This is a genomic window from bacterium, from assembly GCA_016700035.1.
GTDB lineage: Bacteria > Patescibacteriota > Saccharimonadia > CAILAD01.
Map to the genome: position 1 here is coordinate 718,066 of CP064998.1, position 15,083 is coordinate 733,148.

The 15,083-nt window shown below is 46.0% G+C and carries 12 protein-coding genes; 2 read left to right on the forward strand and 10 right to left on the reverse strand.

Annotated features, from left to right (window positions below; translation table 11 throughout):
- Positions 1-6 precede the first annotated feature (6 nt).
- Positions 7-996 (forward strand): hypothetical protein, encoded by a 990-nt coding sequence (locus tag IPM44_03595; GenBank protein QQS26777.1) that lies wholly within the window; start codon positions 7-9, stop codon positions 994-996.
- A 1-nt stretch (position 997) separates the two neighbouring features.
- Here IPM44_03595 and IPM44_03600 read toward each other — a convergent pair whose 3' ends face one another.
- From IPM44_03600 to pyk, 4 genes are all read right to left on the reverse strand, one after another.
- The gene (locus tag IPM44_03600; protein ID QQS26778.1) at positions 998-1,519 is read right to left on the reverse strand and encodes an inorganic diphosphatase; all 522 of its coding nucleotides are present in this window, start codon (positions 1,517-1,519) and stop codon (positions 998-1,000) included.
- 337 nt (positions 1,520-1,856) lie between these two features.
- Positions 1,857-2,624: a triose-phosphate isomerase gene (locus IPM44_03605; GenBank protein QQS26779.1), complete on the reverse strand. Its 768-nt coding sequence runs from the start codon at positions 2,622-2,624 to the stop codon at positions 1,857-1,859.
- A 34-nt stretch (positions 2,625-2,658) separates the two neighbouring features.
- On the reverse strand, positions 2,659-3,099 hold the full coding sequence (locus tag IPM44_03610; protein QQS26780.1) for a hypothetical protein: 441 nt from the start codon (positions 3,097-3,099) through the stop codon (positions 2,659-2,661).
- Between the two features lies 1 nt (position 3,100).
- A complete protein-coding gene (gene pyk / locus IPM44_03615) occupies positions 3,101-4,516 on the reverse strand; it encodes a pyruvate kinase (protein QQS26781.1) in 1,416 nt (471 codons plus the stop codon).
- Positions 4,517-4,625: 109 nt separating this feature from the next.
- Between pyk and IPM44_03620 the strand changes: the two genes are divergently transcribed.
- Positions 4,626-5,036 carry a hypothetical protein gene (locus IPM44_03620; protein ID QQS26782.1) on the forward strand — a complete coding sequence of 137 codons (411 nt, stop codon included), beginning with the start codon at positions 4,626-4,628 and terminating at the stop codon, positions 5,034-5,036.
- 53 nt (positions 5,037-5,089) lie between these two features.
- Here IPM44_03620 and IPM44_03625 read toward each other — a convergent pair whose 3' ends face one another.
- The 6 genes from IPM44_03625 to IPM44_03650 form a co-directional block, all read right to left on the reverse strand.
- Positions 5,090-6,109: a HAMP domain-containing histidine kinase gene (locus IPM44_03625; GenBank protein ID QQS26783.1), complete on the reverse strand. Its 1,020-nt coding sequence runs from the start codon at positions 6,107-6,109 to the stop codon at positions 5,090-5,092.
- Positions 6,106-6,786 (reverse strand): response regulator transcription factor, encoded by a 681-nt coding sequence (locus IPM44_03630; GenBank protein ID QQS26784.1) that lies wholly within the window; start codon positions 6,784-6,786, stop codon positions 6,106-6,108. The genes IPM44_03625 and IPM44_03630 overlap by 4 nt, the downstream gene beginning before the upstream one ends.
- Positions 6,787-6,880: 94 nt before the next feature.
- Positions 6,881-7,393 carry a hypothetical protein gene (locus IPM44_03635; protein ID QQS26785.1) on the reverse strand — a complete coding sequence of 171 codons (513 nt, stop codon included), beginning with the start codon at positions 7,391-7,393 and terminating at the stop codon, positions 6,881-6,883.
- 105 nt (positions 7,394-7,498) lie between these two features.
- Entirely contained in the window at positions 7,499-8,644 is a 1,146-nt protein-coding gene (locus IPM44_03640) for an ABC transporter permease (GenBank protein QQS26786.1), read from the reverse strand.
- A gap of 58 nt (positions 8,645-8,702) precedes the next feature.
- Positions 8,703-9,500, reverse strand: coding sequence for an ABC transporter ATP-binding protein (locus IPM44_03645; protein QQS26787.1), 798 nt, complete (start codon positions 9,498-9,500; stop codon positions 8,703-8,705).
- Positions 9,501-9,503: 3 nt separating this feature from the next.
- Entirely contained in the window at positions 9,504-14,246 is a 4,743-nt protein-coding gene (locus IPM44_03650; protein QQS26788.1) for a VCBS repeat-containing protein, read from the reverse strand.
- Between the last annotated feature and the right edge of the window lie 837 nt (positions 14,247-15,083).

The following is a 15,083-nucleotide window of genomic DNA, read 5'->3' on the forward strand; positions in this document are numbered from 1 at the left end:
ATAAGTATGGACCCGAATACACCAACAGATAGCATGCCAACCCCAACTGGTGAAAAAGAATTTGCCAAGCTCGGTAACCACCCAGAGCTGCCACCAGCCGAACGGCAAAAGCGTAAAATCATAAAACTATCCATCATTGCTGGGGCAGTAGTTTTAGTATTTGTCCTGGTACCAGTACTAATTCTAACAATTGCTAAGAATACCAAGCCAAAAGCTACCGATAATAATCTTGTAATAACTACTAAACCATCCGTTGATCCCAGTACGGTATCAAGCTTGGGGCCAGAACGAGTTTTTATACGTAATGCCGCCAGTTTTAATGTTCCGTACAATCTTGCCATCACTGTCCCAACCGCCTGGGATGCTGCTTTTACAGATGCCCCAAGTAGGTCTTATCCGTGGGAAAATAGCACTCTCATCCAAGCACTTACCTCTAAGTTCTCACCGCTCTCAAACTCTAATACTAGTATTGTTTCCGGCAACTACATAGCAATTATTGATGTGACCGACTGGCTTAAGACGGACAAAAATGTTGTACCAATGACAATTCAGCAAAAACAGCAATGGTTTAATAATCTAGTTGGCATTAATCCGCAAAATTATGTCAATATCTCTAACCAAACAACCAATCCTCGGCTTAGTTCAGAAGCAGGTGGTCGCCAACATCTCACTCCCGTGGCTGTAGCTGAAAACCGCCTGCGCGGCATCAGCTACATCACTAATCGCTCAATGAATGCCTACACGCCAGAGATTATTACTATGTTAGCAGGCACGTACGAGGGTAAAAATATTATTATTTACAGCCAGCACAATGTGCGCGATACCGCCTGGGCTAACATAAATGAACTACGTGAGCGAAGCGACCAGGAAACAAACGCCCAAACCAACAACACAACAGCCGACTTCCAGCGTGGCCTTTTGGGAGCCGACACCATAGCCATTCATGATGAATATCTCAAAGCGATCAATACCGTATCACTAAAGCTAGCCGAATAATCTAGCTGGTACGAGTTTTTACAATGTGCTCACGTGCTCCAGCAGCATCGGTCCAGCCATCAAAATGAACATCTACACCAGTCCAGTCATTTTTCCAGTCTTTGTAGTGAGTGTAAAAATGCTCAATGTATTTTTTAAACGTATCACCTAACTGATCAACTTCGGTTAGATAATCTTTGGTGCTGTCTTTAACCGGTACACAAATTAGCTTCTCATCACCCTCACCGTCATCCACCATTCGTACCATTCCAATGGCTCGACATGGCACAACCACTCCTGGAAATAGAGGCTCATCAATTATCACTAAGGCATCTAGCGGATCGCCATCATCACACAGCGTATCTGGCACATAGCCATAATCGTATGGATAACCAAAGGCCACATTATTAACACGGTCTAGAAATACCGCCCCCGTATCCTTATCAACTTCATATTTATTCTTTAGCTGACCGCGCGGAATTTCAATAACCACATTGACCACTTCCGGCGCTTTTTTACCAATCCCAACATTTTTTAAAGACATATTTTTCTCCAGATATTTACTTCTATAGGTTAGATAATTCTCGAGATTATTTCAAGCTATAGGGCTAGCGCGAGCCATGCAAGACATGCCGCCCCCACAAGTAACCAGCGCCACACAAGCGGCTGTCTCCATATCAACACCATAACTATCACATAAGCCACGACCAACCAAACCATGTAATTAAATCTTTCAAGCAACTGCGGATCAAGCCGTCCTCCGGCAAAGTCGCCAACACTAAAGAATCTATAAAGAGCCGACAATAACACCAGTCCAATAGCTAAAATTACCGAACAAACCGATGTAAGCACTGATAATATTCTACTGTATTTGGACCAAACTATGATGTAGCTGCCTTTTCGACAATCGCCGCAAAACTCTTGTAGTTGGTACTCGCACCACCCACCAGCAGACCCTGGCAATCGTGAAGTTTTAGATAACTTAAGGCATTACTGGCATTAACACTACCACCATACAAGAGCGGAATGGCATTGGTGAGGGCTGAGCCATGTATTGTCGATAGGCACTTTCGGATATACTCAAACATCTCACGCGCATCAGTTGGCCGAGCATTTTCACCGCTACCAATAGCCCAAACTGGCTCGTAGGCAATAATTACATCGGCTAGTTCTTCGGGGGTTAAAAGTGAGAGCCCCGTTTCAAGCTGATCGGCCACCACTTGTTTGGCATGACCAGACTCCCGTTCGTGCCGAGTTTCGCCAATGCATAGAATTGGCGTTAAGTCATGCCGACGCGTGGCGGCAACTTTTTGCGCCACCAAGCCATCTCGCTCCTTAAATGTATGGCGACGCTCAGAGTGACCACACAAAACATAACTCACTAAATCCGCCACCATAGCAATGCTAATTTCACCAGTAAAAGCTCCTTCATCCATTGGATAAGCGTTCTGCACTCCAAGAGCAAACTTATCATGCTCGGATAATTCATTGCGTACCGTCGTAATATCGACTGATGGTGGGCATAACACCACTTGTACATCGGCTGGCACACGACCAACTTCTTTTTTTAACCGGTTCACTAGCAAGCTAGCTTCTGCCGGTGAGCAGTACATTTTCCAGTTACCAACAATGTAAGTCTTTTTTGCCATAATGCTTATGTTCTATTGTAGCATTTTATCAATTCTAAAAAAGTGCAATTGCCAACAGACGTGACACCATAAATTGCCCAAATAAAATAATCCCCGTATAGATTACCAGAAATCGCCAGCGCACTCCCTGCCGATAAGCTAGGCGCATTGCAAACAGCCCCAAGGCCAATAAGCTGAATACCAGAGCTAGCTGTAATGCCACATAGATCTTGCCATTTGGCTCGCACCATAGTGGTAATGTATAAGCCTGTTCATAGCCACAGTTTGCCAATAACGCCAGCACAAAAGACCAAGCCAACCAAAACTCAATTAGTAAGAAGGGTGTAAAAAATATTGCCTGCCACCAGCGGGTATATTTTGGCAGCCTTTTTGGTGGAAGTGGCACATTTGCCACATATTTACCACTCCCCGATCCTTTGCGAACCTGTCGTGATTTATGGCCTGACCGCAACTTAGATACTTTTTTAGCCACCATATTACGCCACCAAGAGCCTTACTGTATCGGTTTTTCCAGACACCCCAACATGCGTTCCAAAGGCCGACACCACCATGTCACCTTTATTTAATGCGCCACGACGCCGGAAATCGGCAATAACCTCGACATGGATCAAGCGATTCTTAGGCACCAGAAAAGCTTTACCGCCCCACACTATCGATAGCTGATTGCAGATTCGCTCATCTGGACTAGCCATAATAATCGCTGCATTCGGTCGCATTGAAGAAATTGACAATGCTGTTGAACCAGTCAGAGTTTCAGCCACTATCAGCTTAGCACCAACATGATTAGCTAGCGTAATAGAGGCTAGATTAACGGCATCCTGCGCACTATGGGCAGCAGTCAAGAGGCTTGAAGTACCAAGCTGCCGACTCTCCACCAAATAAGCTTCCGAGGATAAGATAATCCGCTTCATCATCTGCACAGTCTCAACCGGAAATGCCCCTGTAGCAGTCTCACCCGAGAGCATCACCGCATCCACCCCTAGAGATACTGCCGTAGCCACATCATTCACCTCGGCTCGAGTTGGCTGTAAGCTATTAGTCATCGTCTCCAGCATCTGAGTGGCCATAATAACTGGTCGCTTTTTCTCGCGACAAATCCTAATAATCTTCCGCCCTACAATTGGCACCAGCTCCGGGCTAGTCTCGGTGGCTAAATCACCGCGCGCTATCATCACTACATCTGACGCTTCGATAATTTCATATAAGTTATCAACCGCTGGTGCTGTTTCAATTTTTGCAATAATCCGTACATTTTGCTTGGATTTTTTAATAATCGCTCGCAGTCGCTCTATATCTTCTGCAGTATGGATAAAAGATAAGGCTATGTAATCAATGTCTTGGGTTAGGCCAAACTTCACATCAGCCAAGTCTTTCTCGGTCAGTTTCGACCCCTCCATGAGTGTATCGGGTAAATTAATGCCGTGTTGCGAACCAAATTTACCACCACTCAAGACACGCGCTTTAACTACACCAGATCGAGCCGAAACTATCTCTGTTGTCACCTGCCCATCACGTAATAATAGACGTTCACCTTTTTTTACTTCACCAGTAAAATCGTACTGAATTGGGATTTGACCGACCTTGGTTGTACCTTCCAGCGCAAACTCCAACGTATCCCCAGCTGACACCGAAAGCATCTGCTCCACCGTGCCAATACGGATTTTTGGCCCCTGTAAATCTTGAATAATTGCCACCGAGCGCTTAAGTTTATGGGCTGCCACACGAACTTTTTTGATTACCTCAGCATGCCAGCTATGACGGTTATGAGAAAAATTTAATCGTACTCCGTTCACACCAGATTTTAACAAGGCTTCAATCTTTTCTTCGCTAGCCGGACCAATCGTGGCGATAATTTTAGTCTTTTTATATTGACTGGCATCGATCTTGCTCATGCCTATATTGTACAGCAACATGGACAATCTGCGCTTGTATTGACAAAACATAACTTTTTTGCTATAATAGTTTAGTTCATCGTACCCAAAAACACCCCTAGGAGTTGGCATGCCGCCACGTTCCCCCATCCCTCGCCGTGTCGACACCGGCGAACGCGACTTCGTTCGCGAAAGCAAAGTGCAGTTGCGTCGTGAGCGGCGCATCGAGCGCTGGCTCATCATCAGCTGCATCGTAGCCATGGCTATCGGTGCGCTCTTGCTACTAGCAGCTAGCAACGCCGTGAGCTGCACCGGCCAGCAGACCGTGAAGGTCTACACCGGCGACACTCTCAACACCCTCATTCTGGGCAATGTTGAGGGTGCCATGGACGACTCGGTATCGTTCGAGCAGGTTCGCTACCTCATCACTGAGGAGCAGCCAAAGCTCAACGGCACCATCTACCATGGTGATGCGGTGCAACTTCCGACAAGCTGTCGGAGCGCTGGTTTCACCTCTGGCTGGGAAAAGAGCAGATCGTAAAAAGCTCTAGCCCCACCCGCCCTTCCTCTTAAAAAGAAGGGCGGGGTTTTTAATTAAGCTTTCGGGATTTTTACCAAAAATGTTGTCCCCACACCTAGCTCACTATGCGCCTCGATAAACCCACCATGGGCTTCCACTATCTGTTTTGCAATCGATAAACCGATACCAAACCCCTCCACCTTCTGTTTAGTCCGACTGGTGTCAGCACGATAAAATCGTTCAAAAATGTGCTCCAGCTGACTGGCTTTTATCCCTTCCCCCTCATCTGCCACCATCATTACCGCATGCTTCCCTTCGGTATAAGTTTTTAGCCAAATTGTCTTACCAACTTGACTATATTTTACGGCATTATCCAACAAAATTACTGCTAACTCAGCTAGATTCTCCTGATCGCCTCGGCAAAAAACTCTTGCTAGCTCTGGCTCAATTTTGATCTTACGCGCTCGAGCTGGCTTATCCATTCGATCCATAGCTAGCTCGACCACATTGGCCAGATTAAGCTTTTTTACAGTCTCTAACTCACCCGCACTACGGGCTAGTCGCAATAAACCTTCAGCCAAACTGCGCACTCGTACCACCTCTTCTAGGTTACTCTTAAGCACCTCTTTAGCCTCAGCAGTAGTTAATTTACTATCACGCAGAGCCACCTCAGTTTCGGTCTGCATCACCGCCAGTGGGGTGCGTAATTCATGCGAGGCATCAGCACTAAACCGGGTTTGAGCTTCCAGTGCTTCTTCAATTGGGCGAATTGTCCGACGGGCAAAAAAGTAGCTCACACCACCACCGGCTACCAAAATTATGATATTAAACAGCAAGAGATTAGCGCGGATATTTACTTCACCCTGACGCAGACGATCTTGGCGAAACGCATTGTAGCTATTCTCGTTGCCAAAATATAGCGATGACCCCATCGAAGACGGTCGGCGCAAACCACGCTCTAGCTCAGATAAAGACACACGATACACAAAGATACTAAATGTTAAGCTAAGTAGCATAATAAAGCCCAAGTACCAAGCCGTCAGCTTAAGCGCAGGCGTCCAAGTAAATGAAGGCTTTTCAACGACTTTTGTCACGCGCCCTCAACACCAATAGAGTAGCCAAAGCCACGCGCCGTATGAATAAGCTTTGGTTCCGAAAAAGGCTGATCAATTTTACGCCTGAGATAGCCAATAAAGACCTCCACATTATTTGGCAATATATCAGCATCATATTCCCATACGTGGTCGATAATTTTTTCTTTTGAAAGCACTTGCCCTTCATTGCGCATTAAGTATTCTAAAAGCGCAAATTCTTTTGCCGAAAGCTTAATTTTTTGACCCGAGCGATGAGCCGTAAAAGCAGTTGGATTTAGCTCTAAATCGGCAATTTTTAGAATTGTATCTGTAGCCTGACTGGGACGGCGCAAAAGGGCGTGCAGACGAGCCAAAAGCTCCTCAAACGCAAAAGGCTTAACTAAATAATCATCTGCTCCAGCATTGAGGCCGGCCACTCGATCACGAACCTGATCTTTAGCAGTTAGCATTAAAATGGGTGTTTTATCACCGGCCTCGCGCAAGCGCCGACAAACCTCCATGCCATCCAGCTCCGGCAACATGCGGTCCAATATAATCACATCATATTCGTCAGCTTCGGCAGCCGATAAGCCAGCTTCTCCATCTAGGGCCGTCTCAACCGAAAAACGCTCCTGCTCCAAGCCTCGCTGCAGAGCTCGAGCAATCTTCTCCTCATCTTCGATAACTAAAATTTTCATACACCTATATTCTACTCTAAATCTGAGAAATAACTTAAATTAGCAAGCCGACCCATAATATGGGTCGGCCTATATGGTAAGACGAATTTGTTATTTACTCATTCTGGTTGGGAGCATCTGACGATGGACCATCACCATGCCTCCCACTTGGGCCATCGAGCCTGTGGCCGCGCCCACCAAACATCATGTATTCGGTTGGAATATCATTTTCTTCAGCCCACTTTTGCAACTCTTCACGTTCGGCCTTCATCACCGACCTCCGCTCTTCCTCGGTTTTATTCTTCATTTCTTCACGCTTAACTTCACGATTCAACTCGAACTCTTTCATCTTAGCAACAATCTTGTCTTTCTGCCCTAACGTTAACTCACCGGTATCTACTGCCTCCTGCAGTCGCTCCTCGGCTTTTTTTTGCCTCTCTATATGACGTGCCTCATGATTTTCATCAATCACTTTCTGCACATCATCCTTATTTAAATTAAATTTGGTGGCAATCTGTTCGGCTAAGTTAGTACTATTTTCGCTCTGTGCAACCACCGTACCTACGCCTACTACTGAAGCTATCCCCAGAGAAGCCACTACAGTAGCTATTGCTTTCTTCTTATTCATATATTTTCTCCGTTCAACAGTTCTAAAAATACAATGCGAACCTGAAAAACCACTTAAGGCGCAGTAGACAAAACTCACAAAACCAACATTGTCGCCCGATCCAGGCTACTCATCCCTAAGCGCATCAATCGGATTGATGCGCCCTGCTCTTCGCGCAGGGAAATATGATACAACCACGCCCACCAACATCATAAATAAAGTAACCGCAAAAGGTAGCCACAATGGCACATGGAATATCGAGAATTTTTCATCAAATCCCCTGGTATGAGCGATGTTATTCATAAACACATCCAGTACGCCCCCGGCAAACATTGCAAGCACCACCCCTACAATCGAGCCAATAAGTGACAACAAAAGACTCTCCACAATAAGCATACGACGGATGTCCCTATTGCGAAGACCAACTGCAATCATAAGCCCGATTTCGCGAGTTCGTTCTAATAATGATATTGTCAACGTATTAAACATACCCAATATAGCAACGATCATCCCTATGGAACCAATACCAACAAGTATAGTATTTAGATATTTAAACAGCTCCTGAATTTGCGCAATTGTATCCAGTGGGCTAGAGGTTTCAAGACCGACACTTTCTATTCTCTTCCGCAAATCTGGTACCGCATCCACATTCGTGGCAAGTAATTTTACCTGCTTATATTGATCAGCATTATTGCCGGTAAATACACTGTCAGAAAAATATATTTCACTACCTGTGCCCGACTCAATAACGCCAATAACTATACTGTCGTGGGTCTTACTTTTTGATGGATCACTATCAATTGCGTCTTCGAGCGTAATCTTCAGTTGTTTATCGATTGCCGTCTTATATTCAGTAACCCCCATGGCCTTCAAGGCTGCCGTATTCACAACGACTTCCTGTGGTTTCGACCGGTCTATGAGCCGACCGACCTCAATATCTACCTGTGACACGCCATAATACCCGGCATCGACACCGAAGACCACACTGTCAACTTCACTTCCATCCAGGCTGATCTTTCCCGAACCGGCGTAGAGCCCACCAATTTTATCAACATTAGGTAAGTGCCTTATTTTTTGAAGACTATCCGAGTTTAATTTTACGATGTCACTATTAGCACTCGTGACATCAACCGTCTTTACCGACTGATTGCCAATCACCTGATGTGTGACTAAATTCTGCAAACCCAATCCTAATGATAGCAAGAAGAAAATTGAACCAAGCCCAATAACCACACCCCCGACGGTCAATAGAGTACGCAATTTCCTGGACATTATATTATTCCAGGCAATGTATAATATCGGCACCCATGACATTGCCTTAGATCTATGGCTACTCACGGACTGCCTCACGTTTTATCTTTTCAAGCTCGCCAATGCGCTGCCTGGTCTTCTCAAGCAAGCCATTGGTTACAGTCGCCATTTGATCAGCCCCTATGTCCTCCACCAAACCATCATGTATATGTAATAAATGCTCAGCAAAAGGTATGTATTCCATATTATGAGTAACCAAAATAATTGTGCGCCTGAACTCAGTTTGGCAGTTTAGAAGCAATTTCATCAAATTGTCACCATTTACGGTATCAAGATTCCCGGTTGGCTCGTCGGCAATTATTATCAGTGGCTCATTAACAAGCGCTCTAGCCATGGCGATTCGTTGCTGCTCTCCACCAGACAGTACTGCAGGATTTTTTTTAGCAAAATCGGCCATATTCACTCTATCTAGGGCATTCATGGCCAGGCGATTGGCTTTTGACATGCCATACCCCAGCGCATAAAGTGGTATCGCTAAGTTATCTACCACGTTCAAACTTTTTACCCAATAGTTGGTTTGATGCACAAATCCGATACGGTTGGCCCTAAAATGCGCCAACTCATCTCGACTGAGCCGATATATATCTTGCCCCTGCACATCAACACTCCCCTCGGTTGGAGACAGTAATCCACCCATTACATTTAAAAGGGTTGATTTACCACTACCCGATGGTCCATAGATGATAGTGAAACTATTTGCTTGAATGGCAAAACTAACATTACGAAGAGAGGCAACCTGTTCTGCACCGTCGCCAAATACCACCTTCAGCTTCGTCACTTCCAGTATTTTACTTGTATCAATAACTCCGCCACTCATATTTTAATACCCAAATATTCCCTTCAGAGCATTAAGCACAATTGCAATCACACTATCTGACGCCTTGCCGATAACTGCCGATCTAACATCTCCTGAAGTTTCGTTACCCGCCCGATCTTTTGATAGTGGCTGCACACTATAGATATGTGACGTTGATAAGTCTGAAATAATTACAATGTGCTCGTTAGACAATGCCGCATCCTCGCTGGTTCGGCTAGTAAACTGCTTGCGCCCTGAACCCTCGCCGTACGCTATTTGACTGGTCGCCGGTTCATCGGTGTACCAAGAAACAACTATCTGCCCGCGAGCCTCTGCGCCTGTGCCACGGATAGCAGTTTCAACCTTCATACGACTTATTTTTGGGGGTCGGGTGTCGAGTGCCGTTTTTAGTCGCTGAACATCGGACACCGCAAGGTTACCTCCCGCATCGCGAGATTCGGCAACCAATGAATACTCAGTGTCATCTATAAGATCATGAATAATTACTGTGTGTTCTGTCGTAAGTTTAGAGTCGCTAATCTCTTTTTGATAGCCGTCTTTTGGTGTGTAGCGCACCAAAGATGTTGTTGGCACGTTGGTAGTCCAGCTCACCTGCTGGGTACTGGTTGGCTCTCCATCCATTGACTGATAACCTAGATTTAATATGCGCGGTCGTGCGGGAGTAGTGAAATTTAATACAGTACTACCCTGATACTCATTACCATCCGCATCATAGGTATTTAATCGATAGTCATATTTGGTTCCGTCATCTAAACCGACTAATTCAATTTCATAGGTGGACTCGGAGAGTGATGTGGCAATTTCTTTTACGCCGCCAAAACTCGCTGACTTACCATACTGCACGACGACCCTAGCCGCCGACACAGAAGTAAAGCGGATTTGCGCTGATGACAAGCCGACTCGAATTACAGATATATCCTGGGTGCTTGGTGCAGGCTGAGTCTTAAAGCTAAACTCGCTAGAAAGCCCGGTGTTACCATCTTCGTCGGTCCACGAAGCCTTGGCATAATAGGTGGTTCCAGCAGTCAAGTTGTTAAGCGAAACAGCATGATCGGTTACTTGAGCGTTACTTGCCACCTGAAACGGGTCATACTCACCAGACTTAGTGCCGATGGAAATCTTACTATCGCTAGCACGGTCGGTCGACCATCTAACCTTAGCCTTCTTGGACGTAATATCCAGCAGTACGGGTTGGCTCGTGATATTTGCCGGCTCCGTAAACTTGCCTGTCGGTGTATCGTCCACAGTAGCACTATTGGCACCACAGTTGTTGGCACTGTCACAAGCTTTAATGCGGTAATAGTATTTTTGTGAAGACAGCCCACCATCAACATGACTCGTACCGGTCGTGGTGGCCACTTGGCTAAAATTATTGTTGTCAGTAGAACGATAAATCCGGTAGCTGCCTATGCCCGCTCCGATATCCGTGGGCTCATTCCACGACAGAGCCAGGCGCCAAGTGCCGGATGTCTTGATGGAAACATCGGCAATATCTACGTTCAGTGGCATACCCGGAGCTGAAGTATTAGCAGTAAAGGTTACACTAGCAGCGGTAGCGTAGTTGATGTTGCCAGCTTCATCTTTAGCCACCACATAAAATGTATTATCACCTGGCTGAGTGGCGTAGGCACCTGCCGGCAGACTGGTAACGCCGCCGGCCGTAAAGGTACAGCTAGTGTTTGTTGGAATAGTATTAATACTGTAACAATACGTTAAATTGCCGGCCGAACCCTGGTAAGAGCTTGGAGCAGCCCAGGAAAAGGCAAAGCTATTAGTGGTGTTAGAGGCGGGTGTGGCACTCACATTTTGCGGGCTACTGGGTGAGATGGTATTAATTTTAATCACTGTCGTTACACTTGTGGCACTCACATTGCCGGCCTCATCCCAAGTCCTGAAATATACTACATTATTGCCTTCGCTCAGGTTGGCGTAATCAGGCGGGTCGGTAGTAGTGTATGAGCCATCATTGGCCAGCAGGTCGGAATTATCTTGACTGCCAGTATGGCCATCTCCGTACCAAGTTGTGTTGCCTATTTTGTACTGCAGACCCTCCAGCCCAGAGTTAGTATCATTCGGGGCATCACCACCGCTAGTAGGCCAAGTTAGGGTAACATTTTTTGAGGCGACAAACTGAGATGGGGCACTAATAAAGCTTGGATTGTTTGGCGGAGTATTATCAAATCGAAAACTGAACTGAGCTAGCGCGCCAGCATAGACATTGCCGGCATTATCAATCGCCCGGATACTTAAGTAGTATGGACTATTGGACGAAGTTAGAGCAGTCTGCAGATAGCCACTAGTCGCTAGATCTACATTAGTGGTACTAACTGCAAACTGGCAGTCTCCGTCGGTATTAATTGGACTAGCCCCCAGTAGCCCCTTGGTCGTGACTGGATTGGCAGTATTGTCTTGGCCAAGATACAAGCAGTAACCCTGAATACCCGAACCGCCCGAGTTATCCGTACCAGAATCCCATTCAAAGTACGGGCTCACCCCGTTGGTCCAGGCGTTAGACGCAACGTTACTGCCACCGGCCACTCTTTTCATACTAAGATTGCTGGCATTAGTAACTGGCGGATCAATGTCCCATGGATCGTACTGAATAGCCACATCCTGCAGAGTGGGCGTAGTACCATTATCTACATTTAGAGTAACCTGGTATTGCACATAGCGATGATCATTGCTAACACAGCTCTGACCAGTTAAGTCAGCACCACTAGCAATACCGGTGCAGCCAGTAAAGGCTGGAGCGCCACTCATACCAGGATCGTTACTGGTACGTACCTTGACTGTCGTAAAGCTAGGCTTATCGGTAGTGTAGGTCAAAGTGTCCCAGTCGCCACCGTAACCAAGGTCAAAGACATTTGAAGTCAGAGTACCAGAAGTAAACTCATACAGAAAGACATTATCTATATAGATGGTTTTACCGGCAGTCACCTGCACACCGTACTTTTGACTTGCGGCCACCCCAGCAACTGTAGCTGTTAGCTTATACCATCCAGGAGTCGAAGTTGCAGTATAGGTTGTACTAACCGCACTCGATCCAACATACAAACTAGCATCTGCACTCGTAACGGCAGTCCCGTTGGTGTAGACATAAGCTTCTAGCGTATAGGAGTTGGTGTTGCCAACATTATACTGCTGGTATAAGGTGCCGACCCCACCGGTGGTAATTGCTTTTGCGGCGCCAGTTGAGCCATTGTAAGCCTGAGTCGTTGATCGCGTTGCCCCATCTGTGGTATTAGAAAAAATTGAAATTGTACTGGCGTTGTAATTTGAAACTGCAATATCAATATCTCCATCAGAATCAAGATCTGCCGCACCTACACCATAGGCTCCATCACCAGCAGTAAACGTAGCCGTATTGCCAAACGTACCATCACCATTATTCCTTCGGATATGCAAATTGTCGCTGAGATAATTCGCTACAATCAGGTCTGGGTGTTCATCGCCATCAATATTGACCACCTCCACCTCCCTAACTCCCGAGGCAACAGGATAATCCACTTTAGCAGCAAACGTGCCATCGCCATTGTTCTTAAATACAGATGCAGTATTATTACCTTCGTTAGTTGTTATTACATCTAGATCGTTATCGGCATCAATGTCTGCGACGTCTACAAAGTACGACCCAGTCGAACCATTTGTGTATGACACCATCGCGGCAAAGGTTCCATCGCCGTTGTTTTTGTGCACTCCAATGGTAGTACTGGTGTATTTAGTATTAACTGCATCGATGTCGCCGTCGCCATCGATGTCGCCGGTGGCAAGACCATATGAATTACTACCCGCCGAATAAGCTACCCTCGCAGCATACGTACCGTCACCATTATTTTTGAATACTGATATGGTCCCACCATTATTGTTTGTGAGCACCACATCAAGATCGGTATCACCATCAACATCTACCAAACTTATTTGTGATGGTGTTGAACCGGCGCTGTAGTCTACCTTGGCAACAAAAGTACCGTTACCGTTGTTCTTGAATACCGAAATACTCGAACCACTATAGTTGGCCGCCACTATATCCTTGTCGCCGTCACTATCAATGTCGCCTGTTTGCAAATCTGCCACCCCCCAACCGGCGCTGTAGTCTACCTTGGCAACAAAAGTACCGTTACCGTTGTTCTTGAATACCGAGACTGTTGACGATCCATAATTTGGCACAACAGCATCACTATCACCGTCATTATCAATATCACTCAGGCGCGCCGACTGTGGATTGGTCTGGGTGCTATAGTCAACCTTACTAGCTAGAGACGCCGAAGATGGCGTGAATTTCCAATCTCCCATATTTGACTCAAACCCATTATTGGATAGCTTTTCACTATCGGGCAACGTGAGCTGTCCACTCGTTGAGCTTGTAATATTATTGATGCTTTGGAACTGATTACTAGTACTACTGCCCTGTCCACCGCTCCAGTCAGTCTGGTTCCAGGTGCTAAAGGCGTTAGCGGGCTTTGCAAACTGAAGGACAACCAGTACGGCAACGACAGTCCATAGGACAACTATGCCCCAGTGTACATGCTTATGATGGATGCCTCGATAACTCCAACTGTGCCACCGGACATACCGCTTTGAGCGACTCATCATATAGGTGTGAGGCTTATGCGCAAGATGCTTATGAATAAATAAGTAAAGCCTAGAAAACCAGCGCCAGCGCAATAAGCTGGACCGAATGATGCCGGCTATCTTTTTGAAAAAATACGACGCGCGCCCTAAAACTCGCGCCATCCTCCGTGTCATATTCGAATGAAATTCCTCAATAACTATAATGTATATACATTATGCCACATCTATTCGCATAGCGCTTGTGCCATTTTAATATTTAACCGTCAATCATGAACTTTGTGACAGATACCCGCGCCACATCTCCGCGACGTAAGCTAGTTCACCTGACAGCGAACTAGCGCTTGAGTCTCCCCCTCCTATAAGAAATACCAAACAACGCACCCAGCCTACTTGAGCATCTAGTATTGGTAACTTCACGGATAATCCCGATAAGCCTACATAATTCGCCCAGGTACTTGAAATAGATTTCTGTGGCTTTAGTTATTATCAGACTCCTTCGAGGCTCAATTTTACGAGAAAACTACCATTAAAAACGCCCAAGACGAGCTTGGGCGTTTTTGGTGACCCCACGGGGAATACACTGTATAACTTCCTAAAAATGCTCGAAACAAGTTTCTGCGCGTTTTTTTTCGTTAGCGAACCCCTGCGGGGTTCGGCTCTCTCGCGAGAGCTACCAAAGAAAAAGCCCGAGACAAGCTCGGGCTTTTTCTTTGGTGAGCTCTCGTGTATTTGGGTGGAACACCCTGGAGGACGATCTCATACAATTATACAGGAATCTTGTGGAGCTGGGGGTTGAGTATCATGATGGTAAAGTCTACCTAGCCGATCTGGAGGAAGATGATGTTTAGGAGACACACTAAGCGATACCAAACTGACCTGTTCAATCAGAACACATTCGATAAACCGTTTTTACGAGATTTACACAACTGCCGAGAAAGCCTGATTATAGAAAGCCCGTTTATACGATCAAAGCGAGTTGAGGCTCTAATGCCCATACTCTCTAGGCTCCGC

What these genes read in the sequence shown, in the direction of transcription:
- IPM44_03595 (QQS26777.1), top strand. Translation starts at nt 7, where the DNA reads ATGGACCCGAATACACCAACAGATAGCATGCCAACCCCAACTGGTGAA.
- IPM44_03600 (QQS26778.1), bottom strand. Translation starts at nt 1,519, where the DNA reads ATGTCTTTAAAAAATGTTGGGATTGGTAAAAAAGCGCCGGAAGTGGTC.
- IPM44_03605 (QQS26779.1), bottom strand. Translation starts at nt 2,624, where the DNA reads ATGGCAAAAAAGACTTACATTGTTGGTAACTGGAAAATGTACTGCTCA.
- IPM44_03610 (QQS26780.1), bottom strand. Translation starts at nt 3,099, where the DNA reads ATGGTGGCTAAAAAAGTATCTAAGTTGCGGTCAGGCCATAAATCACGA.
- pyk (QQS26781.1), bottom strand. Translation starts at nt 4,516, where the DNA reads ATGAGCAAGATCGATGCCAGTCAATATAAAAAGACTAAAATTATCGCC.
- IPM44_03620 (QQS26782.1), top strand. Translation starts at nt 4,626, where the DNA reads ATGCCGCCACGTTCCCCCATCCCTCGCCGTGTCGACACCGGCGAACGC.
- IPM44_03630 (QQS26784.1), bottom strand. Translation starts at nt 6,786, where the DNA reads ATGAAAATTTTAGTTATCGAAGATGAGGAGAAGATTGCTCGAGCTCTG.
- IPM44_03635 (QQS26785.1), bottom strand. Translation starts at nt 7,393, where the DNA reads ATGAATAAGAAGAAAGCAATAGCTACTGTAGTGGCTTCTCTGGGGATA.
- IPM44_03640 (QQS26786.1), bottom strand. Translation starts at nt 8,644, where the DNA reads ATGTCCAGGAAATTGCGTACTCTATTGACCGTCGGGGGTGTGGTTATT.
- IPM44_03645 (QQS26787.1), bottom strand. Translation starts at nt 9,500, where the DNA reads ATGAGTGGCGGAGTTATTGATACAAGTAAAATACTGGAAGTGACGAAG.
- IPM44_03650 (QQS26788.1), bottom strand. Translation starts at nt 14,246, where the DNA reads ATGACACGGAGGATGGCGCGAGTTTTAGGGCGCGCGTCGTATTTTTTC.